This is a genomic window from Bacillus sp. UMB0893, from assembly GCF_002858905.1.
In the GTDB taxonomy this organism is placed as follows: Bacteria; Bacillota; Bacilli; order Bacillales; family Bacillaceae; genus Bacillus_P.
Genome location: NZ_PKLB01000011.1, coordinates 23,080 through 45,287, shown reverse-complemented (window position 1 = coordinate 45,287; position 22,208 = coordinate 23,080). Strand labels below are relative to the sequence as shown.

The 22,208-nt window shown below is 40.6% G+C and carries 24 protein-coding genes and 2 riboswitches; of the genes, 20 read left to right on the top strand and 4 right to left on the bottom strand.

Annotated elements, in window-relative coordinates; translation table 11 throughout:
- Positions 1-107: 107 nt before the first annotated feature.
- From CYJ36_RS21160 to CYJ36_RS21145, 4 genes are all read left to right on the top strand, one after another.
- A complete protein-coding gene (locus CYJ36_RS21160; protein ID WP_412059661.1) occupies positions 108-1,169 on the top strand; it encodes a FecCD family ABC transporter permease in 1,062 nt (353 codons plus the stop codon).
- A 5-nt stretch (positions 1,170-1,174) separates the two neighbouring features.
- The gene (locus CYJ36_RS21155; protein ID WP_374702847.1) at positions 1,175-2,182 is read left to right on the top strand and encodes a FecCD family ABC transporter permease; all 1,008 of its coding nucleotides are present in this window, start codon (positions 1,175-1,177) and stop codon (positions 2,180-2,182) included.
- A gap of 11 nt (positions 2,183-2,193) precedes the next feature.
- On the top strand, positions 2,194-3,018 hold the full coding sequence (locus CYJ36_RS21150; protein WP_101569239.1) for an ABC transporter ATP-binding protein: 825 nt from the start codon (positions 2,194-2,196) through the stop codon (positions 3,016-3,018).
- A gap of 239 nt (positions 3,019-3,257) precedes the next feature.
- The gene (locus CYJ36_RS21145; protein ID WP_101569238.1) at positions 3,258-3,992 is read left to right on the top strand and encodes a YqcI/YcgG family protein; all 735 of its coding nucleotides are present in this window, start codon (positions 3,258-3,260) and stop codon (positions 3,990-3,992) included.
- A gap of 58 nt (positions 3,993-4,050) precedes the next feature.
- Here the strand turns inward: CYJ36_RS21145 and CYJ36_RS21140 are convergent, their stop codons facing one another.
- Positions 4,051-5,298 (bottom strand): MFS transporter, encoded by a 1,248-nt coding sequence (locus CYJ36_RS21140; RefSeq protein ID WP_257962587.1) that lies wholly within the window; start codon positions 5,296-5,298, stop codon positions 4,051-4,053.
- Positions 5,299-5,492: 194 nt separating this feature from the next.
- Between CYJ36_RS21140 and CYJ36_RS21135 the strand changes: the two genes are divergently transcribed.
- The 8 genes from CYJ36_RS21135 to CYJ36_RS21100 all read left to right on the top strand — a co-directional run bounded on the left by CYJ36_RS21135 (position 5,493) and on the right by CYJ36_RS21100 (position 12,636).
- Positions 5,493-6,101, top strand: coding sequence for a class I SAM-dependent methyltransferase (locus CYJ36_RS21135; protein ID WP_101569236.1), 609 nt, complete (start codon positions 5,493-5,495; stop codon positions 6,099-6,101).
- Between the two features lie 74 nt (positions 6,102-6,175).
- Positions 6,176-6,376, top strand: coding sequence for a hypothetical protein (locus tag CYJ36_RS21130; protein WP_101569235.1), 201 nt, complete (start codon positions 6,176-6,178; stop codon positions 6,374-6,376).
- Positions 6,351-6,839: a cupin domain-containing protein gene (locus tag CYJ36_RS21125; protein ID WP_101569234.1), complete on the top strand. Its 489-nt coding sequence runs from the start codon at positions 6,351-6,353 to the stop codon at positions 6,837-6,839. Before CYJ36_RS21130 ends, CYJ36_RS21125 begins: the two co-directional genes overlap by 26 nt.
- 200 nt (positions 6,840-7,039) lie before the next feature.
- Complete coding sequence (locus tag CYJ36_RS21120; RefSeq protein WP_374702846.1) at positions 7,040-8,422, top strand: aldehyde dehydrogenase; 1,383 nt, start codon at positions 7,040-7,042, stop codon at positions 8,420-8,422.
- A 142-nt stretch (positions 8,423-8,564) separates the two neighbouring features.
- Positions 8,565-9,281 (top strand): ABC transporter ATP-binding protein, encoded by a 717-nt coding sequence (locus CYJ36_RS21115; RefSeq protein ID WP_101569280.1) that lies wholly within the window; start codon positions 8,565-8,567, stop codon positions 9,279-9,281.
- Positions 9,278-10,291, top strand: a complete 1,014-nt coding sequence (locus CYJ36_RS21110; RefSeq protein ID WP_101569233.1) for an ABC transporter permease — start codon at positions 9,278-9,280, stop codon at positions 10,289-10,291. The genes CYJ36_RS21115 and CYJ36_RS21110 overlap by 4 nt, the downstream gene beginning before the upstream one ends.
- A 59-nt stretch (positions 10,292-10,350) precedes the next feature.
- Positions 10,351-11,019, top strand: a complete 669-nt coding sequence (locus tag CYJ36_RS21105; protein ID WP_101569232.1) for a TetR/AcrR family transcriptional regulator — start codon at positions 10,351-10,353, stop codon at positions 11,017-11,019.
- 264 nt (positions 11,020-11,283) lie between these two features.
- On the top strand, positions 11,284-12,636 hold the full coding sequence (locus CYJ36_RS21100) for a glucoamylase family protein (protein ID WP_101569231.1): 1,353 nt from the start codon (positions 11,284-11,286) through the stop codon (positions 12,634-12,636).
- Positions 12,637-12,919: 283 nt separating this feature from the next.
- Here the strand turns inward: CYJ36_RS21100 and CYJ36_RS21095 are convergent, their stop codons facing one another.
- A complete protein-coding gene (locus CYJ36_RS21095) occupies positions 12,920-14,206 on the bottom strand; it encodes a Na+/H+ antiporter NhaC family protein (protein ID WP_101569230.1) in 1,287 nt (428 codons plus the stop codon).
- Between the two features lie 78 nt (positions 14,207-14,284).
- A riboswitch (SAM riboswitch) is annotated at positions 14,285-14,391 on the bottom strand.
- A 179-nt stretch (positions 14,392-14,570) separates the two neighbouring features.
- On the opposite strand from CYJ36_RS21095, the gene CYJ36_RS21090 reads away from it, so the two are divergent.
- The 8 genes from CYJ36_RS21090 to CYJ36_RS21055 all read left to right on the top strand — a co-directional run bounded on the left by CYJ36_RS21090 (position 14,571) and on the right by CYJ36_RS21055 (position 20,183).
- Positions 14,571-15,194 (top strand): TetR/AcrR family transcriptional regulator, encoded by a 624-nt coding sequence (locus CYJ36_RS21090; protein ID WP_101569229.1) that lies wholly within the window; start codon positions 14,571-14,573, stop codon positions 15,192-15,194.
- Positions 15,194-15,748 carry a GNAT family N-acetyltransferase gene (locus CYJ36_RS21085; RefSeq protein WP_180850522.1) on the top strand — a complete coding sequence of 185 codons (555 nt, stop codon included), beginning with the start codon at positions 15,194-15,196 and terminating at the stop codon, positions 15,746-15,748. The genes CYJ36_RS21090 and CYJ36_RS21085 overlap by 1 nt, the downstream gene beginning before the upstream one ends.
- The gene (locus CYJ36_RS21080) at positions 15,745-16,623 is read left to right on the top strand and encodes a GNAT family N-acetyltransferase (protein ID WP_101569227.1); all 879 of its coding nucleotides are present in this window, start codon (positions 15,745-15,747) and stop codon (positions 16,621-16,623) included. The genes CYJ36_RS21085 and CYJ36_RS21080 overlap by 4 nt, the downstream gene beginning before the upstream one ends.
- Positions 16,624-16,671: 48 nt before the next feature.
- Positions 16,672-16,995, top strand: coding sequence for a DUF3889 domain-containing protein (locus tag CYJ36_RS21075; RefSeq protein ID WP_101569226.1), 324 nt, complete (start codon positions 16,672-16,674; stop codon positions 16,993-16,995).
- 97 nt (positions 16,996-17,092) lie between these two features.
- On the top strand, positions 17,093-17,338 hold the full coding sequence (locus tag CYJ36_RS21070) for a hypothetical protein (protein WP_101569225.1): 246 nt from the start codon (positions 17,093-17,095) through the stop codon (positions 17,336-17,338).
- Positions 17,339-17,630: 292 nt separating this feature from the next.
- Entirely contained in the window at positions 17,631-18,665 is a 1,035-nt protein-coding gene (gene ytvI / locus CYJ36_RS21065) for a sporulation integral membrane protein YtvI (RefSeq protein ID WP_101569224.1), read from the top strand.
- A 72-nt stretch (positions 18,666-18,737) separates the two neighbouring features.
- The gene (locus tag CYJ36_RS21060) at positions 18,738-19,337 is read left to right on the top strand and encodes a DedA family protein (protein ID WP_101569223.1); all 600 of its coding nucleotides are present in this window, start codon (positions 18,738-18,740) and stop codon (positions 19,335-19,337) included.
- A gap of 90 nt (positions 19,338-19,427) precedes the next feature.
- On the top strand, positions 19,428-20,183 hold the full coding sequence (locus CYJ36_RS21055) for a class I SAM-dependent methyltransferase (RefSeq protein ID WP_101569222.1): 756 nt from the start codon (positions 19,428-19,430) through the stop codon (positions 20,181-20,183).
- Between the two features lie 13 nt (positions 20,184-20,196).
- On the opposite strand, the gene CYJ36_RS21050 is transcribed toward CYJ36_RS21055, so the two are convergent.
- Together CYJ36_RS21050 and CYJ36_RS21045 are read right to left on the bottom strand one after the other, a co-directional pair.
- On the bottom strand, positions 20,197-21,261 hold the full coding sequence (locus CYJ36_RS21050) for an LLM class flavin-dependent oxidoreductase (RefSeq protein ID WP_101569221.1): 1,065 nt from the start codon (positions 21,259-21,261) through the stop codon (positions 20,197-20,199).
- 155 nt (positions 21,262-21,416) lie between these two features.
- Positions 21,417-21,524: riboswitch (SAM riboswitch) on the bottom strand.
- Positions 21,525-21,583: 59 nt separating this feature from the next.
- Positions 21,584-21,904, bottom strand: a complete 321-nt coding sequence (locus tag CYJ36_RS21045; protein ID WP_101569220.1) for a thioredoxin family protein — start codon at positions 21,902-21,904, stop codon at positions 21,584-21,586.
- Positions 21,905-22,208 lie beyond the last annotated feature (304 nt).

Genomic DNA, 22,208 nt, shown 5'->3' with positions numbered 1-22,208 from the left:
AAAGGCTTACTTTTTACTTAGAAGGTATTATAATAAAGTTGGATCGTATAAATGATAATGATTTTCAATTCCATTAAATAGATAAGTTTTTGTTGCAGAAAGGTTTGATTTTTGTGAGTACGAACGACGCAGTACAGGAGGATGAATTAAAAGAGGCAGAAGAGATAACGTCAAGGCCGCTTACAGCTTTTTTTATCATGATTGCCGGAATGGCCATTTTGCTGCTGATGATGGGTGTGTCCATCTCGGTTGGAGCTGCTGAGATCAGTCTGAAAACAGTTTGGACATCTCTTTTTAACTTTGATCCGGCTATAACATCCCATCAGATTATTAATGAGCTTAGAATGCCAAGAGCGATTGCAGGAGCATTTGTTGGAGCATTTTTGGCTGTGTCAGGTGCCATTATGCAGGGCATGACGAGAAATCCTTTGGCAGACTCTTCCATCTTGGGTGTTACGAATGGGTCAGCGTTTGCCATTGCCGTTGTGTTTGCTTTTTTTCCGGGCACGACGTTTTTAGGTCTTATGATTGCATCATTTATAGGAGCAGGTTTCGGAGCAGGACTGGTCTTTGGGATCGGCTCCATGTCCAAAGGAGGTTTGACCCCGGTAAAGCTTGCACTGGCCGGAACCGCGATTGGGGCTTTTCTTAACTCAATCTCATCTGCCATTGCGATACACTTTGATGTCTCACAGGATATAAGCTTCTGGTATGCAGGCGGCTTGGTGGGAACGAAGTGGCTTAGTATTCAATTTGTACTGCCGTTTGCAATCGGAGGTCTATTGCTCGCCCTTTTCATCTCAAGATCAGTGACGATCATGAGTCTTGGTGAAGATGTGGCAAAAGGCCTTGGCCAGCGTACTGGGCTTGTAAAGTTTTTAGGAGTAGTCGTTGTCTTGCTTCTGACGGGCGCAGCTGTTTCTATAGCAGGCACGGTCGGTTTTATTGGACTGATTATTCCGCATCTGACCCGATTTTTAGTAGGTGTTGATTATCGATTCATTATTCCATGTTCAGCAATTTTGGGAGCTCTGCTGTTAGTTATGGCTGATATTGCTGCCAGAATGATAAACCCTCCGTTTGAAATACCGGTGGGTGTGCTGACTGCTCTTCTAGGAGTGCCTTTCTTCCTTTATATTGCAAGAAAAGAAGGGAGAGGGTTTATGTGAAAGCTATTTTACAAGGAAAAAGAAATCCGTTGTGGATTTTAACCGCATTATTAATTTTGATTGTGATTGCCTTTCTCATCAGTCTTGGACTGGGGACCATTCGCATAGAGCCGCTTGATGTGGTGAAAACGATATTTGGATATGGAACGATGCAGGATGAACTCGTATTATATGAATTCAGACTTCCAAGAATGGTCATTGCCTTGCTGATTGGTGCCGGTCTTGCTGTATCTGGTGCTATTTTGCAGGGCGTTGCAAGAAATGATTTGGCTGACCCCGGTATACTGGGAATTAATACAGGAGCAGGTCTCGGAGCGGTTGTGTTTATGTTCTTTTTCCAAAGCTCCTATGACCTTGGCACGCTGCAAATCTTCATTCTTCCGTTCTTTGCTTTAATGGGCGGATTGCTTGCAGCGCTGCTGATCTATTTATTAGCATGGAAAAATGGGATCACCCCGATTCGGCTGATTCTAGTAGGCATTGCCGTGAATGCCGGTCTTGCTGCTGTATTATTATTAATTCAATTAAAAATGGATCCGCGCGATTTTATGCGTGCGACCGTTTGGCTGTCTGGAAGCATATGGGGAACGAACTGGAAGTTTGTCTTAGCGACGCTTCCATGGATTGTTATTCTTCTGCCCATAGCCATCTATAAGGCTCGTTATCTGAATGTCTTGAATTTAGGCGATTCTGTTGCAGCGGGACTTGGGGCAGCCGTTGAAAAGGAACGCAGATTCCTGCTGATCCTCGCTGTGGCACTTGCAGCCTCCTGTGTATCTGTCGGAGGCGGAATCGCGTTTCTTGGGCTTGTAGCTCCGCATTTAGCAAGAAGATTAGTTGGACCGAAGCATCAAATGCTTATTCCTGCTTCAGCATTGATGGGAGCGCTGCTGCTGATCATATCAGATGCGATCGGACGAAATTTGCTTGCACCATCTGAAATACCTGTTGGGCTCGTAGTCTCGGCTTTAGGAGCTCCATACTTCATATATCTTTTAATGAAAACTAAGTAGAGGTGATACGAATGAAAGCACTAGAAACATTGAATCTATCAATCAGTTATGGTGATGCAGATATCGTTCGTGATTTGAATGTTTCCATACCAAAAGGGAAAATCACGGCCATTATTGGTCCGAATGGCTGCGGGAAGTCTACAATTTTAAAAACGATGGCCCGGATTATGAAAGCTAAACAGGGTGCTGTTCTTTTAAACGGAAAAGATATAATTACACAATCAACAAAAGAAATCGCTAAAAATATGGCCATTCTTCCGCAAACACCAGAAGCGCCGAGCGGGCTCACGGTATCTGAATTAGTCGCCTACGGTCGTTTTCCTCATCAAAGCGGGTTTGGCAAGCTGACGAAAAAGGACCGCCAAATCATTGAATGGGCCCTTAAAATGACAGGTGTGCTGCCATTTAAAGACAGACCGATTGATGCTTTATCAGGCGGCCAGAGACAAAGAGTATGGATTGCCATGGCGCTTGCTCAGGAAACCGATTTGCTTCTGCTCGACGAGCCAACGACATACCTCGATCTTGCTCATCAATTAGAAGTACTATCGTTGCTGCAGACATTAAACAGAGAAGAAAATCGCACAATTGCCATGGTTCTGCATGATTTAAACCATGCTGCCCGTTTTGCAGATCATTTAATTGCCGTCAGATCAGGTAAGGTCATTTGTGAAGGTTCACCGTTAGAAGTCATGACTAAAGACGTTTTAAAACAAGTCTTCCACATCGATGCGGAGATTGTAGTTGATCCCCGCAATGGCACGCCTGTATGCTTGACCTATGATCTGATGAAAGATTCTGCATCAGTTGTGCAAAGAGAAAAAGTACCTGTGTAAATTTAAGCGAGTAATCCTAATTTTAGGATTGCTCGTTTTTTTTGTTTGATTGGTTCCTTTTATGAATGCTCTTGCTACTGATGAAATATAGATTTGGATTGAGGATAATAAGGGTCTGATTAGTTAGATTGTGAATATAATCAAACGTTTGTTTAAAAGATTTAACCAGGTTTAATAAAGGATTTGCTGGGTATTAAAAGGGGTAGTGCTTTATTCATAATCGCATAAGGAGTGAAAAGATGATAACCAAAAATCAATTCCTTTTAGAAAAAGAAGATATGACAAACCCTGAAATCGTACCTGAATGGGTGATACGCGAGTATAAAAATTTTCATCAAGTTGTAACCGATAAAACCTTCCCTTGTTATTTTGGAATGGCTGCTGAGAAAAAGGGAGAGCTAAGATATGCCTATATTTCAAAGGATGACTGGTCGAATCTTCCTGAGGCGCTGGAAGCTTTTATCAAATTGTTTGAGGCTCCAAAATTGATTCGCCACGGCCTATTTGTTTTCGTCGAACCTGAAGAAGAAGAAAAATCAATTTCGTATTACAGGGAACACTTTTGGAACATTCTCCAGTATCTTCATGATACCGATAAGCATCCTTGGCCAGAAGATTATCCATACGATCCTGATCATCATCTATGGGCCTTTTCCTTTGCCAATGAACCATTCTTTGTATTCGGAAATGCACCAGCATATAAACAGCGGAAAACGAGAGATTTAGGAAATAGCTTAGTACTTGGATTTCAGCCTCGCAGAATTTTTGAAGGCCTAGAAGGAACATCAGAGGGCGGCAGCATGTCGCGCGAAAAAGTGAGAGAACGGGTGGAGAAGTGGGATCAGCTCCCGAAACACCCTAACATTAGCCACTACGGCGACCCAGAGCACAGAGAGTGGAAGCAATATTTCATTGGAGATGATGCAGAGCCGATTGTCGGAAAGTGCCCATTTCAGCATGGAAAGCTGAAATAATGGAAAAAAGCTGCTTGGTTCTCAAGCAGCTTTTTAATGAATTCCATACTGTCCTTCGCTACTCATATCTCCTAATATCCTTCAAAAACACCCAGCATACAATCCCAATTACAAATAAAGAAAGTCCGCAAGTAAACAAGACGCTGCCTCCGCCGAATTTATCCGTGAAAAAAGAAGCAATAGCTAATCCCGCAGGAGGCAGAACACTTGTTAATGCCCCGATAATTCCAAACACTCTGCCTTGGAGAGTACTGCTTACTTCAAGACGGAGAATGACATTGACAAGAAGTGTACAGAAAGAAAACATGAAGCCGACTAAGAGAATTAGAGGAATACCGACAGTCGCTGATTCAATTCCGCCGAGCAGCATGTAAAGAGGTCCAAGCCCAATCATGCTGCCGATAATGAAGACGCCACGATGCGCCAGTCTTTTCCCTAAAAACATAATCAATCCTGCGCCTGCCATATATCCAAGGGGAATGCTTGCTTCAATTAAACCAAATTCAATTGGACTTGCATTCCATTCCTTGATGGCCATGACCTGAATAATCATAAGCGACGTTGTGAAAAACAAAATGAGCATAGGCGATAGAATGGTGATGGCTCTTGCAAATGGTTCTTTCCAAATATAAGTGAAACCAGTAATAAAATCTTCTTTAAAACTTGTTTTTGCTGAAAGAGCTTCACGATGTTCAGGGAAATCCTTGACGATCAAAACGAGGATGACAGATAAAAAAAACATAAAGGCATCGATTAAAATGGCAGTGACACCGCCATAAGCAGCAACGATAACTCCGCCGACTGCAAAGCCAAGCGTTCTTGCAATATTATCAGCAAGACTCATCGCACCTGCAGCGGTTTGAATCTTTTCCTTCCCGACCACATCAATAAGGGATGCGTTGAATGCCGGTGCCTTAAATAATCCTGACAAAGCTGTTAAAGCAGTTAAAAGAATAATGACCCAAAAAGGAGACTGAACGGCAATTGCAATCGCCATTCCGATAACTAGCACACACCGAATAAGATCGGAAATCCACATCATTTTTTTCCGGTTCATCCTGTCTGCTGCTGTCCCTGCAATGGAAGAGAAGCAAGTGGTGACCACAAGGTGTGTAATTAATATGACTGACATTAATGTTGCGCTGTCATAAGTTTTCAGGACCCAAATATTTAATGCGATCGTGTGAAAGGTACCTCCGAAAATCGAGAGAGTGTATGCTGTGAAAAGGGATAAAAATGTTCGGTTACGCCATATGCTGTTCATATGAATAGCTGATTTTACTTGGAATGAATGGGGACTTTCCATCATTGCCAACCCCCTTTGCTTAATCGTTTAAGTTAGCAGTGGTTTAAATTTTATTGAATAAATATCTTACATCACTTAAACGTTTAAGTTAAGTTTACGTTCATACTTGCATCAAGTCAAGAGAACAAAAAAGTTTATAAAGCTGGGTTTGGTGATAAAAATAAGGAAAGACAAAATCGTACGAGGTGCCAGATATGTTTTCTGCATTTACGAAAAATTTCAGCAAACCAAAAGGATTCTTAGGAATCATAGCAGGCAAGATTATGGCATTGGAAAATCAAACCATTAACAAATGGACCATTTCAAGGCTGAAAATCAAACCAGGTGATACCATCTTAGAAATCGGATTTGGACCTGGCTACAGCATGGGATATATGCTTAAGCATTATCGTCAAATTAAAATTGATGGAGTGGATGTTTCAGAAACAATGAAAGAACAGGCAGAGAAGCATCTGGAAGCTTATGTAGAAGCTGGGAGAGTGAATCTCATTACTGAGGATGCAGAGAATGTAGATCTATACCATGATTACTATGATAAAATTCTCTCCGTTAATAACTACACGATTTGGGAAGATCCGCGCAAAGGACTTGAAAACATTACAAGTGCCCTAAAGCCCGGCGGAAGAATTGCCATCACCATGCAGCCCAGAGAAGAGGATGCAAGTGCAGAAAAGACAAGAATGTTTGGCCGGAAAATTCAAGATGACATGTCAGCCTGCGGATATGAAGATATCAAAGTTGAATATAAAAAGGTTCGCCCTGAGCTTACAGTCTGTGTAACAGGGAGAAAAAGGAAGATTTAAGTAAAATTTAATATAAGCGGTGAATCATCCTTGTTATAATGAAAAAGGAAAAATAAGGGTGGGAAGTGAAAAGTATGGTAAACCGGAATAATATTGGAATGATTCTTTTCATAACAGCTTGTGTGATTGCAATCAGCTGCGTGTTGATTTTCAAAGAAGCAGCCTATCTTAAACTTTTTGCAGGAATTTTGGGTCTGACAGGATATCTTTTAATACCTGATTACGGTGTAAAAAAAGGAGTGGAACAAAATGAAGATCAAAACGATCATGTTTGAGGATGACGGCAGTATTCCCAACAATCCGAGGCTGCCGCTGCTTATTTATGAAAAAGCATTAAAATCTAAGGATCGTTTTGAAGCCACGCTGCTGGACCATGGCTGGTCAGGAACCTGGGTGAATGGTGTATATAATTATCATCATTATCACAGTACCTCCCATGAAGTACTGGGTGTAATCAGCGGACATGCAGAGGTTCTCTTTGGCGGCAAAAACGGGAAAGCCGTTTCTGTGAAACATGGAGATGTTGTCGTGATTCCAGCAGGTGTTGGACATAAATGCATCGAAAAAAGCAGGGATTTTCAAGTGATGGGAGCCTATCCAGATCATCAGGAAATGGATATGTGCACAGGAAAAGAAGATGAGCGGCCAAGTGCACTTAAAAATATTCAAAACGTCCCTTTACCTGAAAATGATCCTTTATTTGGAAAGGACGGTCCGATGTTTGATTATTGGAAGTAAAGCATGGATCGGTTAATGATTCATGCTTTTTCTATGAAGTTACTATCGTTAATTACCAAAATAATTAATTTCTCAAAAATCAAATATAAAGCCGTTTTCTTCACCACTGCATAAAATCATATCCTTGACACCATTTCCCCCTCATTGTACTATGTGTTTAAGAGATTAAACGTATAAACACAATAAGGCGGAGAAAATAAATGATGACTCTAGAACAAAGCATACAATTGATTATCTCCAAACAAAAAGAATACTTTTACAAAGGGAATACAAGAAATGTTCAAGGGCGATATGATCAGCTGGAAAAGCTGTATCTGACGATAAAGAAAAATGAACGTGCCATCATGGATGCACTGAAAACAGACTTAAACAAATCTGAATTTGAAGCCTATTCAACTGAAATCGGGATTTTGCTGGAAGAGATTCAATTCTCAAAAAAGAATCTAAAAAAATGGGCAGCGCCTAAAAAAGTGAAAACGGCATTGACTCATATAGGTACAACAGGAAAGATTGTACCTGAGCCTTTTGGGACAGCATTAATCATCGCTCCTTGGAATTATCCGTTTCAGCTTGCATTATCTCCGCTTGCAGGAGCAATTGCAGCAGGTAATACAGCTGTGCTGAAACCTTCGGAATTTGCACCAAATGTATCAAATTTGCTCAAGGATCTTGTTGAAGAAATATATCCTCCAGAGCTCGTAACCGTGATAGAAGGCGGCATTGAAACGAATCAAATGCTGCTTGCTCAAAAATTCGATACCATCTTTTTCACAGGCAGTGTCCCAGTCGGGAAGATTGTTATGAAAGCAGCGTCTGAGCATCTTACACCCGTTACACTAGAGCTTGGCGGAAAAAGCCCATGCATCGTTCATAAAGATGCTAATTTAGAGCTATCAGCAAAAAGAATTGCTTTCGGGAAGTTTACGAATGCTGGTCAAACGTGTATTGCGCCTGACTATCTGCTTATAGATAAAGAAATAAAAGCTGAATTTCTTATAATGCTTAAACGTGAAATCAACGAAATGTTTGGTACTAATCCGCTTCAAAATGAGAATTTTAGCCGAATGATCAGTAAAAAGCATTTCGACCGATTGATTCAATTTCTTTCAGATGGAAAAGTCATAATTGGTGGAGCAGCTGACCCTGAAACGTTAAAGATCGCTCCAACCATTTTAGATGGAGTGAATGCCGATGCAAATGTTATGCAAGAAGAGATCTTTGGACCGATTTTACCTGTCATGGATTACTCAAATTTAGATGAAGTGATATCGTTTATTCAAGATCGTCCAAAACCGCTTGCCCTTTATTTGTTTACCTCCAGTAAACAGACGGAGCAGCAGGTCATTCAGCATGTTTCCTTTGGCGGAGGGTGCATTAACGATACACTAATGCATATTGCCACACCGCATCTTCCGTTCGGCGGAGTGGGTGAAAGCGGAATGGGAAATTATCATGGAAAATACAGCTTTGACGCCTTTTCTCATTATAAAAGCGTTCTTCATCAAACAACAAAATTTGATTTTAGTTTCCGCTATCCTCATGCGAAAAACGGACTTAAATGGATAAGGAGATTATTAAAATAAAGAATGCAGTGAACCCGTGGGGGTTCGCTGTTTTAGTTTTTAATAAAAAGTGATTACTCACTTTACAAATATCGGAATATGGATTACATTGTTAGTGAGTGATTACTCACTTTTATTTAGAGAGGAGCTTCATATGAATGAAATGAGCATCGTTCTCCATTCTGTTTCAAAGTCATTTGCTAAAAAAGAGGTCATAAAAGACGTTTCATTTTCAGTAGGGAAGGGAGAAATCTTCGTTCTGCTTGGACCTTCTGGGTCTGGTAAAACAACGTTAATTAAAATGATTGTAGGCATAGAAGAAGCAAGTAAAGGTGAAGCAAAGGTTCTCGGGGTAAAGATGCCGAATCTGGATTCTCTGCAAAAAATCGGATTCATGGCACAATCTGATGCTTTATACGGCGAGCTTACAGGAAAAGAAAACATTGCTTTTTTTGCAGCGCTCAGCGGTCTGAAAGGAAAAATAAAAAAAGAGAGAATTGAATATGTGATGAATCTCGTTAACCTATCTGAGCATGCTTCTAAACGGGCAGGTGATTATTCCGGCGGAATGAAGCGCCGTTTATCGCTTGCGATTTCCATGCTGCATGAACCGCAAATTCTCGTTCTGGATGAGCCGACAGTTGGAATCGATCCGATTTTGCGTCAATCGATTTGGGAGGAGCTTGAGAATATCCGACGTACTGGAACGACTATTGTCGTCACAACGCATGTGATGGATGAGGCTGAAAAGTGTGATCGGATCGGGTTCATCCGTGAAGGGGTATTGATTGCTTCAGGCACTCCGCAGCAGCTTAAGGCCGATACGAAGGCAGCCACCATTGAAGAAGCGTTTTTAGCATATGGAGGTGTAAGAGGATGAGGGTAAAAGCAATAGTCATTAGAATTATACAGCAATTTTACCGCGATAAACGGACGCTTGCCTTAATGCTGATCGCTCCGCTTTTTATCCTGACCTTGATGAACTTTATTTTTGACAGCGATGCATATTCTCCCAAACTTGGTGTACATGGGACACCGGAGCAATTGATAACAGCGTTCGAAGAGAATGATATCAAGGTAAAAGAATACGAAGAAAATAGTCCAGAAGAATTTATTGAAGCAGACGATTTAGACGCATTTCTTTCTTTCGATAAAGGAGAAAAAGAGATTACATTAGAAGGCTCTGACCCTGGTGTAAGTCAAGCGGTGCTGGGTCTCATTCAAAAAAGCGCACAGCCGGATGAGCAGGCTCAATCATCTGTGAACTACTTGCATGGTTCTGATGAAATGACGTCTTTTGATTACATTGGTCCAGTCCTGATTGGCGTATTTATCTTTTTCTTTGTTTTCTTAATTGCAGGTGTTTCATTTCTGCGGGAAAGAACCAGCGGGACACTGGACCGGATTATGGCTACTCCGCTTAAACGCTGGGAGCTCGTCCTTGGATACGTAATCGGTTTCGGAATTTTCACGACGTTTCAGGCTATTTTGATTTCGGCATATTCGATCAGTGTGCTGGACATGATGATGGAAGGGTCTTATTTTTATGTATTGCTTATCACATTTCTGCTGGCGATGACATCTTTGACACTGGGAACGCTGCTATCAACATTCGCAAACAATGAACTGCAAATGTTCCAATTCATCCCTCTGGTCATTGTGCCGCAAGTATTCTTTTCAGGTCTCTTTAAATTAGAAACAATGGCAGAGTGGCTGCAGTCAATTAGTTATGCCATGCCGCTTAGATATGGGGCTGAGGCACTGCAGGGAATCATGATAAAAGGGTATGGCTGGCACGAGATTGCGCAGAATGTCTATATACTCCTTGGCTTTTCACTCTTTTTTCTGATTCTTAATATCTTTGCTTTGAAAAAGGTAAGAAGGCTATAATGCTTGTTCTATCATTTTCATTTATAATAAGGGCATATATAATTGAGGAGTTTTAAAAGATGAGCAATCAGTTTTCCATTGAAGAGCTTTTAAAGCTTACAGACGAAGATGTAAAGATGAGTGAAAAACAAAAAAAGGTAGTCGAAGCAGCAATTGAAATTTTTGCAGATAAAGGGTTTGCCGCAGCATCAACAAGTGAAATCGCCAAAAAAGCAGGAGTTGCGGAAGGAACTATTTTCCGTCATTATCAAACGAAAAAGGATTTGCTGTTCGCGATTGTCATGCCTACCATTACAAAGTTTATCGCTCCTTTTTTAGTAAGGAATTTTCTCCAGGACGTTACGAAGCAGAACCATCAGGACGTTGAACAGATGCTGCGGTACATTCTTGAAAACCGGTATGATTTTATAAAAAAGAACCACCCTGTCATCAAGATTTTACTGCAGGAAGCCTTTTTCCATGAAGAATTCAGAGGTGAACTCCGTAAAGTCGTTGAAGAACATGCGGTGGAGAAATTGAAACAGCTGATTACACATTTTCAGGAAAAAGGGGAAATTATCGATCTCCCGCCTGAAACTGTTCTGCGGATGATCATCACCACGATCATGGGTTTCTTGATTGGAAGGTTTATTATCCTGCCAGATCTGAACTGGGATGATGAAGCGGAAAAAGAGTATACGATTCAATTTCTCTTGCACGGATTGACCCAAAAAGGAGAACATAGCTAGAAAAATGTTTCTTTTGCGTCCTTATAGAAAAAAGAAAGGCAGTGGGATTTCTAATTTGAAATCGCGCTGCTTTTCTCATTTTTAAAAAGTGGTGTTCTATTAGTGTGGTCACTCATTTGAATGGGACAGCGTTTGTTCTGTCATATCCTTCTAAAGAACCAAATAACAGAAAATTGAGAATAATACTTAAACCAGTTATAAGTATATGATAAAATGTTGGTGAAACGTTTCGATTGCACCAAAATGAATTGAAAGGGGTAAATAATGAATAAAGCAAATTGGTTAAGTTTACTTTTCATGTTCAGTCTTTTAGTTAATCTATTGGTTGTCCCATCTGCATCCGCTGGAGATGAAGGAAACGACCGTGCTTTTCGGGCAGAATTGAAAGCGATCTCAAAGAAGACCTATACCTATTTTCAGGATCACACGGATCCGAAAACTGGACTTACTTATGATGAAACGCGATATACGGAAACTGGTAAAAAGGATGCGACTCATACATCGCCTACAAATATCGGAATGTACATGATGAGTACGGTTTCTGCTCAAGAAATGGGCTTTATTTCAAAGAGTGAAGCAGTTAAGCGCATTCAGCTGACATTAAATACACTGGAAAAATTAGAAAAGTGGAATGGATTATTTTATAATTGGTATAACACGAATGATGGCTCACTTAAGAAGGAATGGGGCCAATTTATCTCCCAGGTGGACAATGGATGGCTGTCAGCGGGATTAATCGTTGTCGGACAAGCGTATGAGGAGTTAAACTCTCAGACAAGCAAGTTGGTTAATGATATGAACTATACTACTCTCTATGACCCGCAAGTGGGACAGTTCCGCGGAGGATACGATGCAGCACAAGGAAAGCTCACCGATCATCATTACGGATTGTTCTACACAGAGCCTCGTGTTGCGAGCTATATTTCCATCGGCAAAGGGGATGTGCCAAGTGAGCACTGGTGGAAAATGTACCGGACAATGCCAAGAGAATGGGACTGGCAGGCGCAAATTCCAGAAGGCCAAAACGCAGAATATGATGGAGTAACAGTATATGAAGGGCATTACACTTACCAAGATGTAAAGTTTGTTCCGAGCTGGGGGGGCAGTATGTTTGAAGGACTCATGCCTGGGATCGTCTTAAAGGAAAAAGAGCTTGGGAAAGATGCACTAGGATTAAATAACAAGCGTCATGTGGATCTTCAAGTCGCTTTTGCAAAAGAGAAGGGCTACCCTGCGTGGGGATTCTCTCCAGCTGCGACGCCTGAGGGATACAGTGAGTTTGCGGCAACGCCACTTGGTACTTCCGGTTACAAGGATGGCGCAACAGTTACTGCTCATGCGACGTTCCTCGCTTTAGAATATGCACCAAGGGAAGCACATAAAAACATTAAAGCACTAAAAAAATTAAAAACCTACAGCAAATACGGATTTTATGATTCAGTAAATGTACAGACGGGTGAGGTAGCAAAAGCATATCTTGCACTGGATCAGGGGATGATTATGGTGTCAATCGCCAACTATCTGAAAGATGGTGTAATTCGGGAATATTTCCATGATGATCCGATTGGGGAAAAACCTGAAGAACTATTAGAGAAAGAAAAATTTTCAATTCAATAATAGAAGGAATCATCAGAGCCTTTGGTTTTCTGGTGTTTTTTTCAACCATAAACAAAAAGCGTCCGTGCGACGGACGCTTTTATATAGGCTCTTTTCGTAAAGTTTGCTGCTTTTAGAAAAAATGGTTTAAACCTTTAGTGGATTGTAGCAGAAGGCACTTGACTCCTGCGGGAAATAGAGGCTCCCATCCCTCCCCGGAAAGCAAGTGCCTGCAGCGGAAATCCACGGGTACAATGAATAACCAATAATAACAATCAATGCGAAAACAGCCTTTATATAAAACTTAACGAACTGCTTTGAATCTCGGATATCGAATAAGGATGGACACAATTCCGCATAATGCAATCAAAATCGGATAAAACGAATAAGGCAGGATATCTGTTGGTGAAATCGAAGCAAACTGAGCTGCAGTAAGCATTTGAGCACCATAAGGAATTAAACCCTGTATACTGCAAGAGAAAATATCCAATAGACTGGCAGATTTGCGTTTATCGATTTCATACGTATCGGCCATATCTTTTGCGAGCGGACCTGCTGCAATAATAGAGATGGTATTATTCGCCGTCGCAAGGTTTGTCGTACTGACTAGACCGGCAATGGCAAATTCAGCACCCTTTTTAGAAGATATTCTGCGTGTCATCGCATCTAAAATAAAGTGAATGCCTCCGTTTCGTTTAATCAGTTCAACCATACCGCCAATTAAGAGGGAAAGAATGACTAGTTCGGCCATCCCCATGATACCCTCCGTTATTTTTTGAAAAAAGCTCGTTAATTGATAGCTCCCATCAGATAACCCGATAATTCCGCTCAAAAGAATGCCTCCAGTTAATACGATAATGACATTCATTCCAAGCAGAGCTGTGATTAGAACCGCAATATACGGAATCATCTTAATAAAACTGAAATCTCCAGGTGAAACAGGAGATTGGCTGCCATGTGTAATCAAAATTAAAACAACACACGTAATGATGGCAGCAGGCAATACAATGAAAAAGTTTACCTTGAACTTATCTCTCATTTCTGTCTGCTGTGTCCGAACTGCTGCAATGGTTGTATCTGAAATAAAAGATAAGTTGTCACCGAACATCGCTCCGCCTATAACCGCAGCCATTGCGAGGGCAATCGAGATATCAGCCTCTGCACTGATGCCGACTCCAATTGGAGCCAAGGCAGCAATGGTTCCCATTGAAGTACCCATAGCAAGTGAAATAAAGGCTGCAATGATAAAAAGTCCAACGATCAAAAAGCTTTGCGGCAGAATAGATAGAGCAAGGTTAACTGTGGATTCAACAGCACCCATTCCCTTTGCAGCTTCTGAGAATGCACCGGCTAAAATAAAAATAAAGACCATAATCATTAAGTCGGGATGACCTGCACCTTTAGCAAAATTCTCAACCTTTGCAGTGAACGTCTCTTTCCGATTCATCATAAGAGCTGCTCCAGCTGCAATGATAATTGCAACAAGTATTGGCATTTTATAAAAATCGCCTGTAATGATTCCAGATCCTACAAATAGGGCAAGAAATATTATCAATGGCAATAAAGCAAGTCCATTTCCTTTTTTATCCATGTGTACCACCTTTCTTTTTATAAAAAAAGATCTCTTCTAAAGGAGAAGAGATCTTAAATCCGGAATGGAATAAACCTCTTCTCATCTTTCAAGCGCAAAGCTTGCTGGAATTGGCACAGCACTCGAAATCCGAGTCCGCTGCCGAGGCATCACAGGGCCAGTCCCTCTGCCTCTCTTAATAAGAAGATATATGTGTGTTTAAAAAATGACCTTTTCTACATTAAGGGGTAAAAGTGCAAAAGTCAAATGGTAGTTTTTATTAAAAAATTTTATCGAAATTATTTGAATTTTATATCTATAATAGAATAAAATAGACTATACAGTCGGTTTATTAATTTGACCATCATCCTAAGAAGGTGAATTCGTGGCTCCGATCGTAACAGAGGAATACAAGGAGAAAAAGAAACAGCATATCTTAGAAAGTGCGCTTAAGGCATTTGGTGAAAAAGGCTTCCAGCTTGCGACGATCGACGATATTGTCGCTGAATCCGGATTAAGCAAAGGTGCTATCTACAACTATTTCAAAAGCAAGGAAGACATTTATATGCAGCTGATGCAGTTGCGAACAGAGCAGAATATTAACAAGCTGAAAACCAGTTTTTTAGAGAGCAAGTCGGCGATAAAGAAGCTGCATCAGTTTTTCACAAATTATGCAGATATCGAGCTATCGCAAAAATGGCAAAGAATGATTGGGGTTCATCTTGAATTCTGGATTCATTCCGGGCGTGATGAAGAGCTGAAGGAAGTCATAACAGATCGCTATCAAAACGTTTATCAAGCGCTTTTAATCGAGATTATTGAGGAAGGCATCAGACAGCATGAATTTAAAGACGATGCTGATCCAGGGCTTGTGTCGTCTATGGTGTGGGGATCCATTGACGGTATATGCCTGCACTATTCAGTTATCGGCGAGAGCTATCCTTTTCAAAAACAAATTTGTGCATTAGAAGAAATGGTCCTAATGTATCTAAAAAAAGGGGAAGTTTGATGAGGTTTTTAGAAGGAGAAAATGTCTATTTGCGTCCTTTTAGAAAAGAAGACTTTGAGATGGTCTTTGAATCTGTTCAAGACAAAGAGATTCGCAGGCTTACCGGGACGCAAACGTTTTTTACAATGGAAAAAATCGAAAAGGCATATGAAAGCTTTGCACTGGACAAAAATAGAATGGATCTTGTCATTGTGTTAAAGGAAACAGACGAACCGATAGGCGATCTTGCTTTGCTGGATATGGACCTTTTAAATCGAAATGCCAGTGTCAGAATCGCCTTAAACGATGAAAAGCAGCGAGGAAGAGGGCTTGGAACAGAAGCAATGAAATTAATTCTCGAACATGGTTTTCATAACTTGGGACTCCACCGGATTGGGCTGAATGTGTATCACTTCAATGAAAGAGCAAAAAGGTCTTATGAAAAGCTCGGTTTTAAACAGGAAGGGGTCATTCGAGGAGACCTTTTTTATGAAGGTGAGTTTCATGACAATATCTTAATGGGCGTTTTAGCTGAGGAATTCTGGGAAGCAATTAAGAAAAGAGGGATGTCATGATCACAATGAAGCGATTATCCCAATGTACACTTGAAGAAGCTTTGACTGCCTGGAACAGAGGCTTTGAGGGATACTATTTTGATATGACACTATCTATTGAAAACTTTTTTAATCGAATGGTGCTTGAAAATCTATCTCCAGTTTTATCCGTGGTCGCCTTCCATGAGGCAAAACCTGTTGGTCTTATTTTAAATGGAATCAGAACAATCAATGGCAAGAAAGTAGCATGGAATGGGGGAACCGGTGTGGCTCCTGAGTACCGCAGCAAGGGAGTAGGAGTAAAGATGATGGAAGAGGTTCTGTCACTCTATGAAAAAGAAGAAGTAGATATAGCTACCCTTGAAGCTGTATCTCATAATAATCGTGCCATTAAGCTCTATGAAAAAATGGGCTATAAAATTATTGATCGAATTGCGCATCTTGGGCATTCTGCACCAATAAATGTTGAGAAACCAAACAGCGGATTCTCCATTCAGGTGAAAAAACCACACGAAGTGCAGGATATCTCTTTTTACAAAAAACAAATTCCATGGCAGGTGCAGTGGCAAAATATTCGGGACGGGGAATCCGTTCTAGCGATAGATGAAACTGGAGAGACAATCGGATTTGCCTTGTCAAAACGGAAGTATGATGATGAGGGAAAGCTATCAGATATTCTTTTATTTCAATGTGAAGCAAGACCAGACCATCAGGAGCAAGAAACCATCGTTCGATCCCTGCTCCACGAGGCATTCGCGTTTTCACACAATGATGAACTCCACCGCACAGCAGTCAATCTGTCTAAGTCAAACCAGGTCGCCCATGAGGTTTTGGGGAATATTGGGTTTGTTGAAAAAGCAGAACAAGTATTTATGATAAAAGAGATGAATGCATAGAATCCACTCATTTACAAAACCTAAGGAAAAAGAAAGCGGGGATTGTAAATGAAAATAGGTATGAATATCTTTCTGATTTTTTGTATGGCAGTCAGTGCCAGCGTGCTTCCTGTTCAAGGTCATGCCGAAACAAAAACGCAATCCTATGAAGAATTCGGAAGAGAGGCAATGAAAAAGGCGAAGGAAACGTTCCCTGATGCCCAGATTGTAGACTACCTCCACGTTGGAAAAAAGCGAAAAGGAGAAACATCAATTGAAACCTTTAAACTTACTCTCAAAGAGAATAACAAACCATTTGAGGTTTTTGTTTTCATCGAATACAACGAGAAAACAAAAAAAGTCATCAAGGTTACTTTAGAAAAAGTATCATAAAGACAGGCGATCCCGGGATCGCCTGTCTTTTATTTGAGCGTGATTTGAAGGCGTCGAATTAGGAGGCAAATGTAAAAAAGAAAGTAAATCACGGAAATTGGAAAGTAATTTACTGATTTTCGCTAATAAAGGCTTAATTGGAGGATATGCTGCAGTTGGATTTGCAGCCGTACTAATTTTTATTCCGAGTATCCGTGATGTGTTTATTAAACTTGTTTTTGAATTTGGAGGCGATCAGGCTATTCTCCAGTATGCATATTTGATTGCAGTCGGATTGATCTTTCTCGGACTAGGATGGTTCGTATTAATGAAAGCCGCAGTAAAAACCGTTTCTTCCCGATAAATGATCTAAAAAGCAGGCCGGAAAATGGCTTGCTTTTTTTTATATCTCATAACTTGATTGCCAAATAATAGATTATAATAAAACAAACAAGCATATATATTAAGGCTGTGTTCGCTAAGATTGTTGTTTTTCGTATTAAGACTCATTCACGACTGTTAGTAGTAGGGTTTCTTGCTCTTTTCTAATAAAATCGATTGAAATCCGCCTGTACATAATGATTAGACGCACTAAATACGATTGTAAACCAACAATGTTTTAGATAAGAGCCAATATTAAAAGGGGAAACGAAAAGGTGAACAAGAAAAAATGGATTTTGCTGAGTGTGTTAATTCTAATCGCAATCATCCTTTTGCCGCTCTGCATATCTCTTCTGCTTGCACTAATTACCGCACTTTTACTCGAAGGACTTGTGCAGAGGATGCAAAAGCATATGAAATTCGGACGGGGTCTTGCTGTTTTTAGTGCTTTTACGGGTTATGTGGCGCTGTTGGGTATAATTGGCTACTTTACTGTTAAAGTTGTATTCGATCAATTTGTTTCATTTGCAAAAAGTCTGCCTCAAATCATTGAAGATATTTATTCCAATATCATTCAGCCAACGTTAACGAAATGGGAACAGGTGCAGGAAACCATTCCTAATGGGGTTGTTCAATCGCTTGAAGAATCGTTTACAAACGGGATGAAGTCGTTTGAAGAGGGTGTCAACGGCTTTTTAAACAGCTTGCTTGATTTTATTGCGTTTCTGCCGGGATTTATGTTCGAAGTCCTTATTTATCTAATTGCTTTGTACTTATTCAGCCTTGAGCTGCCGCGATTAAAAAAGATGATTGCAAACAGCTTAACTGAGAAAACGAAAGAAAAACTGACTCTTATCCTTGATGAATTAAATAAAGCGGGAATTGGCTTTGTGAAAGCACAGATTTTTTTAAGTGCACTTACCTTTGTCATGGCGTTTGCAGGGCTTTCCATACTTGGTGTTCCCTATACGGCTGTCTTATCCCTCTTGATTGTCATAGTGGATATTCTGCCGATTCTAGGAACTGGATCTTTCCTTGTCCCATGGGCAATCTACGCATTTTTCCAAAATGACCAGGCCTTATCGCTTGGGTTAGTGATTCTCTTCTTAGTCATCACTGTTGTCAGAAGAGTGATTGAACCAAAAATCTTCTCAAGCAGTATGGGAATTACGCCTTTAGCAGCGCTGATCAGCCTATTCATCGGTTTTAAATTGCTTGGATTCATCGGATTATTCGCTGGCCCTGCATGTGTCATTGTTTTTGAAACGCTTCGAAAAGCCCGTGTGATCCGAACCGATTTCAAAATTTAATCACCCGATATCTAAAAATGTATGAGATAAACGGATGCTTACTTAAAAAACAGATGAATCAGAGGAGAATATATGAAGGAATTTATTTATTCACTTTTAGAGGTGCTGGCGGATTTAGGCTATTACGGAATTGCATTAGGATTAATGATTGAGATTATTCCGAGCGAGATTGTGTTAGGGTATGGAGGCTATTTAATATCACTTGGGCAAATCGAGTTTGCTGGAGCAGTGATCGCCGGGGTTATAGGAGGGACGTTTGCCCAGTTATTTCTGTATTGGATGGGGTATTACGGCGGAAGACCGTTCCTTGAGAAATTCGGAAAATATCTATTTATTAATAAGCATCACCTGGATCTTTCAGAGAATTGGTTTCAAAAATATGGCGCTGGTGTTATTTTCACAGCCAGATTTATACCCATAGTACGGCATGCCATTTCGATTCCAGCCGGAATTGCAAAGATGCCATTATGGCAATTTTCGGTTTATACAGCTGCTGCCATGATTCCTTGGACCATTTTCTTTTTATATCTTGGAATACAGCTTGGCACAAATTGGACGGAAATAAAGCATGTTGCTGAGCCTTACATTATTCCAATGGTTATCATCATGGTTCTAGCGGGAATCGGCTATTACATTGTGAAACGCAATAGCCATCGGTCCCGCAAAATTTAAACAAACGTTTGATTAATGCATTCCGAATGTATGAGGAAACCTAAAAAGGCTATTAATAATAACATGCATCATACTAGGGAGGGTGAAACTATGTTCAGCTCTTATAGTCATCTGGCAGCTGAAGTGTACGATTTAGACAAACCAGTCGGCCATTCTTTTGGCGATGTTGAATATTATCGTGAACGTCTATCAGGGATTAAAGGCCGGATTTTAGAGCCGGGAACAGGATCGGGACGTATGTATATTCCTTTGCTTGAAGACGGTCTGAGAATAGAGGGAATCGATACTTCTCCCGTTATGCTGGAATCTTGCAAAAGGCGCTGTGAGGAAAGAGGGCTTTCACCGGTTCTCCTTGAAATGAGCATGTGTGAGCTGAAACTGCCGCGTTCATACGAGGCAATCATTATTCCAGCAGGAACTTTTTTGCTGATTGAAGACCGGAAATCATCAATCCTTGCACTGAAGAAATTTCATGAGCATCTGGCACCTGATGGACGCCTGATTCTTGATCTTTACTTACAGCATGACACAGAGCTGAATGAGGTCATTACAAAGTCTTGGCAGACCCCAGAGCAAAACATCATTACTATGGAATCAAAGAGAGTTGAAGTAAACTTCATTGATCAGTATTCCGTCAGCTTTTTGAAATATGAAAAGTGGCAGAATGGAAAACTGATTGACACAGAACTGCAGCGATTAGCAATGAGATGGTACGGGGTACGTGAATTCAAACTGATTTTAGAACGGCTTGGATTTACGGATATCGTGATATCTGCTGATTATACATATGGAAAGGCTCCTGATCATGCAGGGCAAACAATTACATATGAAGCAAGAAAATTGTAAAGCACACACTCATTTAAGAGTGTGTGCTTTCTTTTACGATGTCTTTTCTCTTTTCTTCAACCAAAGGCATAACCTGCTTTGAAAAACGTTCCATTTCTTCAAGTTGAGGTGAAAATTGAAGCAGCAGCAAGTCAAGGCCAGCCTCTTCGTACTGAAGAATCTTATCTGCAATTTGTTCAGGAGTTCCAATTAGATTTGGGCGAAGTCCGCGATTGGACACAGAATAATCATAGAGTTCGAGCTTTTGTTCAAGCTGAGATTTTGTTGTGAAATCCTTATATCCTGAATAAGCCGATGATTCCTTGAGATGAGTGATTCTCTCAAGCTCCTGCTGAACTTCTGCTTCCGTTTCCCTGCAGACAATATAAGCAGCCATTCCAAAGGACTGAAACGGTTTTGCTTGAAAAGAAGCTCTTAACTTTTTCATATCGTCAACTTTTCTAGTAATCTCGTAGGCGGTTCCGCCATGCATGACATAGGCATCACAATGCTTTGCAATGGTTTCTTTTCCGCGCGGGCTTTCACCGCCTGCGTAAAGAATTGGATTTGGCTTTTGAACAGGCTTGGGATGAAGGTGTGTATTGCTTAGCTGATAAAAGCTGCCTTGATAGGTAAACGTTTCTTTTTCCCAGAGCCCTTTTAATACCTCAATAAATTCTTCTGTGCGGTCATATCTTGCATCATGTTCTGTGAAAATCCCGCCATATTGGCGCGCCTCCTCTTCCCACCAAGCTGATACAACATTTAAGGTAAACCTTCCCTTGCTGATTTGATCAATGTTAGCTGCCATCTTAGCGGTTACCGCCGGATTGTGGAAGCCTGGCCGTACAGCCGTCATGATTTCAATTTTCTCTGTAACGGCTGCAAGCGCAGCTGCCGTTGTCCAAGCTTCAAGTGAATCATGCTCAGGCCCTTTAATATCATTTAAGTATAACTCAGCAATCAAGGTTGTATCATACCCCCATTTTTCAGCCTTTTGGATAACCTCTTGTGCATAAGCAAATGTTGGAGGCATTTTCTCATCTTCTACATTTCTAAGCCATCCCCCGAAAATCGGCAGCCAAAAACCGTATTTCATCCATGAACACTCCCTGTCTTTTCAATAGAAATTGTTTTCATTCTTTTGCTGCTTTTCGAAAGTTAATGTTTTTCATTGCATCATTATCTAAGAAAAGAGCTACAAAAAAAGCCTCCCTTCGTTAAGAAGAGAGGCAGAATCTGCAGTTTCCATCCATCTCATCTGCCAAACATAACGTTTGCTGGAATTGGCACGGTTTCTTTAAAAAAGATCCGTTGCCGAGGCTTCAAAGGGCCATGTCCCTCCACCTCTCTTGATAAGAAAACATATGAAATTAGTTGTATCATAAAGAAATTTGTTTAATCTGTCAATTCTAAAAACATTAAGCGAGCTTCTCTTGAAGGAACTCTGTCACTTGCTCCGGCGTTTTTGCATTTGCACTGTGAAGGTGTCCCAGCTTTTCTCCATTTTTGAAAATCAGGATACTAGGAATACCCATTACTTGGTTTGTTTCTGCAATCTCTGGGAATTCATCTTTATTGATTTCATACCATTCATATTTAGAATAAGTCTCAATGATTTCATCAATAAACATATTCATTCTCGTACAGTCAGGGCACCAGTCTGCGAAAAATTTGATTAGCACCTCTTGATCTTGGGTAATTAAGTTTTGAAACTGTTCTTGCGATGTAATTTGCTTCATGATCATGCCTCCTTGCCTTTATTTTAATACAAAAAGGGAATTTTGCATTCATGAAATGCTTATTCAAGTCCAAATAAAGGTATTAAGTGCTATGGTCAGATGCTACGTTGAATGGAAAGGGAGAAATGTGGTTTAGCAGATCTTCAATTCAAATAGCTTAAGATCTGCAATAGATAACCAAAGAGCCGGTAAGGAGTCCCGAAACAGATTGAAAGCCGGATTGAGGTAACCAAAGAGTAGGAATGGAGCCCCGAAACAGGATAAAACTCAAAATGAGGTAACCAAAGAATCGGAATGGAGCCCC

Excerpts from the sequence above, each read along its gene's own strand:
- CYJ36_RS21150 (WP_101569239.1), top strand. The coding sequence starts at position 2,194 with ATGAAAGCACTAGAAACATTGAATCTATCAATCAGTTATGGTGATGCA.
- CYJ36_RS21145 (WP_101569238.1), top strand. The coding sequence starts at position 3,258 with ATGATAACCAAAAATCAATTCCTTTTAGAAAAAGAAGATATGACAAAC.
- CYJ36_RS21140 (WP_257962587.1), bottom strand. The coding sequence starts at position 5,298 with ATGGAAAGTCCCCATTCATTCCAAGTAAAATCAGCTATTCATATGAAC.
- CYJ36_RS21135 (WP_101569236.1), top strand. The coding sequence starts at position 5,493 with ATGTTTTCTGCATTTACGAAAAATTTCAGCAAACCAAAAGGATTCTTA.
- CYJ36_RS21130 (WP_101569235.1), top strand. The coding sequence starts at position 6,176 with ATGGTAAACCGGAATAATATTGGAATGATTCTTTTCATAACAGCTTGT.
- CYJ36_RS21125 (WP_101569234.1), top strand. The coding sequence starts at position 6,351 with ATGAAGATCAAAACGATCATGTTTGAGGATGACGGCAGTATTCCCAAC.
- CYJ36_RS21120 (WP_374702846.1), top strand. The coding sequence starts at position 7,040 with ATGATGACTCTAGAACAAAGCATACAATTGATTATCTCCAAACAAAAA.
- CYJ36_RS21115 (WP_101569280.1), top strand. The coding sequence starts at position 8,565 with ATGAGCATCGTTCTCCATTCTGTTTCAAAGTCATTTGCTAAAAAAGAG.
- CYJ36_RS21110 (WP_101569233.1), top strand. The coding sequence starts at position 9,278 with ATGAGGGTAAAAGCAATAGTCATTAGAATTATACAGCAATTTTACCGC.
- CYJ36_RS21105 (WP_101569232.1), top strand. The coding sequence starts at position 10,351 with ATGAGCAATCAGTTTTCCATTGAAGAGCTTTTAAAGCTTACAGACGAA.
- CYJ36_RS21100 (WP_101569231.1), top strand. The coding sequence starts at position 11,284 with ATGAATAAAGCAAATTGGTTAAGTTTACTTTTCATGTTCAGTCTTTTA.
- CYJ36_RS21095 (WP_101569230.1), bottom strand. The coding sequence starts at position 14,206 with ATGGATAAAAAAGGAAATGGACTTGCTTTATTGCCATTGATAATATTT.
- CYJ36_RS21085 (WP_180850522.1), top strand. The coding sequence starts at position 15,194 with ATGAGGTTTTTAGAAGGAGAAAATGTCTATTTGCGTCCTTTTAGAAAA.
- CYJ36_RS21080 (WP_101569227.1), top strand. The coding sequence starts at position 15,745 with ATGATCACAATGAAGCGATTATCCCAATGTACACTTGAAGAAGCTTTG.
- CYJ36_RS21075 (WP_101569226.1), top strand. The coding sequence starts at position 16,672 with ATGAAAATAGGTATGAATATCTTTCTGATTTTTTGTATGGCAGTCAGT.
- CYJ36_RS21060 (WP_101569223.1), top strand. The coding sequence starts at position 18,738 with ATGAAGGAATTTATTTATTCACTTTTAGAGGTGCTGGCGGATTTAGGC.
- CYJ36_RS21055 (WP_101569222.1), top strand. The coding sequence starts at position 19,428 with ATGTTCAGCTCTTATAGTCATCTGGCAGCTGAAGTGTACGATTTAGAC.
- CYJ36_RS21050 (WP_101569221.1), bottom strand. The coding sequence starts at position 21,261 with ATGAAATACGGTTTTTGGCTGCCGATTTTCGGGGGATGGCTTAGAAAT.
- CYJ36_RS21045 (WP_101569220.1), bottom strand. The coding sequence starts at position 21,904 with ATGAAGCAAATTACATCGCAAGAACAGTTTCAAAACTTAATTACCCAA.